This window comes from Moraxella caviae (genome assembly GCF_002014985.1).
GTDB classification, from domain to species: Bacteria; Pseudomonadota; Gammaproteobacteria; order Pseudomonadales; family Moraxellaceae; genus Moraxella; species Moraxella caviae.
In genome coordinates, this window is record NZ_MUXU01000031.1 from 1 (window position 1) to 2257 (window position 2257).

The following is a 2257-nucleotide window of genomic DNA, read 5'->3' on the forward strand; positions in this document are numbered from 1 at the left end:
ATAAAAATCCAATTTTTTGTTATTACAATGTTAATACATAATACATCATTTTGAAATACAAAACAAGGAAATATTTTTTACGTCTTTGTCGTTAAGCCTGCCGTTCCAAGATACAACCCAGACATAAGCGAAAAGCTCACCTTAAACAGTGGGTTTTTCTTTTTGGTTATTTAACCAACAACCATCACCCAGTTACTTTCGCCATCTGATTTAGCCGTGCGTTTTGCTTCAAGCGCTCTCTATCCAAAATGATACCAAACTTCAGCAGCAATTCACCATTGACAGGCGTAAATTTGATGGCGTGGCCAATAAACTTGTAGTGATGTGGCAAAGACCTTTTGAAGTCTTTCACCACCTGCATGACGTCAGCTTCGCTCAAGCCGATTGCAAAGTTTGAACTAATGTGGCAATCGGTTTCACATTTCATCACGCTAGCCAGCACCGCTTCACTAAACTTGTGCTCAATGTTGCGTTTGACCGCAGACAAAGCCGCTTTTTTGGCTTTTTCGTTGAGCGTCTTTAGTTCTTGGAATGATGGTCTTGTTAATTGCATGGCGCGCTCCTTGCTAAAACGGGCAAAACTGCAAGACAAAGGGCAGCAATGCACTCTCAATGACTTCACGGTCTGCTCTGGTTAAAACCAAGCCCTTTTTAAGCAAATCACTGGTAAACTTATCCAGTGCTGCTTGCTCAACAGGGATTTCCCAGCATACGTCTTTAAAGCCGTTGTCTTTGGTTTTAAAAACATAGGCAAACGTGTATTCACGCTCAAAACCGCACTCTAAGGCAAACGTAACAGATGCCTGCTCAAAAAAGGTGCGTTCATCAAATTCAGGGTGCTTGATTGTACAAGCACCGATTGACAATAAAAGGTTAAGTTCTTTCATGATTAAAATCCTTGTTTGGTTAGAAGCATGGCTTATTTAGAAGCAGCGATACGATTGATGATGGCAAATTATCCGCCTGCGCCCAGCGATTGCTACCGCCAGAGTAGTCTTTTAGGTGGCGTGCTAAACGGTATAAGTAGCTGTCGCCTTGGCCGTTACGCAAAGTTGTGCCTTCAGTATTCACATAGACGATTTTACCAGTGTTGGCATCTTTGATAAAGCCACTACAACCGTATTTTACGCCATTGCGAATGATGTTTTTCAAATGAAATTCCAGCGCAAGTGGGGCGGTGTTGCCTTGGGTTGCGATTGTGCAATTAGCCTTTTGTACAAGGTTTTTTAGTTTGACAGATAGAATGGTCATGGCTCTACTCCTTAGTGGTTGATGAGTACATAATAACAACCCAGACAAAAGGAAAGGCAAAACCTTTATCCAAACCCCTTAGCGCGTTAGCGTCTATTCGTTGCAAATGCTTAGCAATAACACTTTGCATTCTTTGTAATCACGAAAGAAAACCGCCCATTTAGGCGGTCTGTGGTGAAAAACTTTGCTTAATCATTGATGGCTGCTTTGCATTCTTGCACATCAAAGACTTCCATGCGTACACCGTCCGTTAGTTCTTGTAGTTCTTGCGCTGTCAGCTGTTGTTCTACGTTGCTGTAACGCTCAAACATATCCGCATAGTCTTCTAACAGCATTTCAGCTTCATCGTTTTCGAACATGGCTTCGGCAATTTCCATCGCTTCTACGTTGTCTTTGGCGTGAACGATGATTTGCTTTTAAACAACAACACTTCGCTAACTTCTACTACAAATGGCTTCATGGCTTATTCCTTGATTGATTGGGCTTTTACGCTGATGGTGGTGTTGTGTTCGCTTTCGTAGTCTGCGATAAAATCAGCGATTACCAGTGAGAAGGTGTCAGGGTCTACAATGCCTGTGCCATCGTATTTTAGGTGCTTATTACTTAGATAGCTCTCACATTCATTTAAAAAGTCATCAAGCGTGCCTACATAGCCAGTCAAAAGCTCGCCAAGCTCTTGTTCATCGTCCAAATAGCCAATGTCAAAATGTTCGCTAAGCTCAATAATGATGTCCGAACGCTCAAGCACAATGCTGGCAAAAAATCCCAATTCTTTTAGTACATCAAAGATGGCGTGCTTGCCGATTTGGTTGATTTGCTCTGCGATGGTTTTAGGGGTGATGGTTGTGCTCATGGGGTGTACTCCGTTGTTGGTTGATGTGGTTATAGTAGCAAAAAGAAAGCATCAATAGGAAAACACACTATCCAAACCCCTTGCGTAGGCGTTAGCCAATCATCGTTAACATTCTAGTAGATGAACCAACGCTTTCAAGAAGACAAATAAAAA

5 protein-coding genes are annotated in these 2257 nt (G+C 42.1%); all 5 read right to left on the bottom strand.

Annotated elements, in window-relative coordinates:
* Positions 1-184 precede the first annotated feature (184 nt).
* Positions 185-553 carry a hypothetical protein gene (locus tag B0181_RS04630; protein WP_078276321.1) on the bottom strand — a complete coding sequence of 123 codons (369 nt, stop codon included), beginning with the start codon at positions 551-553 and terminating at the stop codon, positions 185-187.
* 13 nt (positions 554-566) lie between these two features.
* Entirely contained in the window at positions 567-887 is a 321-nt protein-coding gene (locus tag B0181_RS04635; RefSeq protein WP_078276322.1) for a hypothetical protein, read from the bottom strand.
* 19 nt (positions 888-906) lie between these two features.
* Positions 907-1251: a hypothetical protein gene (locus B0181_RS04640; protein ID WP_078276323.1), complete on the bottom strand. Its 345-nt coding sequence runs from the start codon at positions 1249-1251 to the stop codon at positions 907-909.
* Positions 1252-1439: 188 nt separating this feature from the next.
* Entirely contained in the window at positions 1440-1628 is a 189-nt protein-coding gene (locus tag B0181_RS04645) for a hypothetical protein (protein ID WP_078276324.1), read from the bottom strand.
* Between the two features lie 86 nt (positions 1629-1714).
* The gene (locus B0181_RS04650) at positions 1715-2104 is read right to left on the bottom strand and encodes a hypothetical protein (RefSeq protein ID WP_078276325.1); all 390 of its coding nucleotides are present in this window, start codon (positions 2102-2104) and stop codon (positions 1715-1717) included.
* Between the last annotated feature and the right edge of the window lie 153 nt (positions 2105-2257).

Coding starts and splice junctions, on each gene's coding strand:
- B0181_RS04630 (WP_078276321.1), bottom strand. CDS start 553: ATGCAATTAACAAGACCATCATTCCAAGAACTAAAGACGCTCAACGAA.
- B0181_RS04645 (WP_078276324.1), bottom strand. CDS start 1,628: ATGGAAATTGCCGAAGCCATGTTCGAAAACGATGAAGCTGAAATGCTG.
- B0181_RS04635 (WP_078276322.1), bottom strand. CDS start 887: ATGAAAGAACTTAACCTTTTATTGTCAATCGGTGCTTGTACAATCAAG.
- B0181_RS04650 (WP_078276325.1), bottom strand. CDS start 2,104: ATGAGCACAACCATCACCCCTAAAACCATCGCAGAGCAAATCAACCAA.
- B0181_RS04640 (WP_078276323.1), bottom strand. CDS start 1,251: ATGACCATTCTATCTGTCAAACTAAAAAACCTTGTACAAAAGGCTAAT.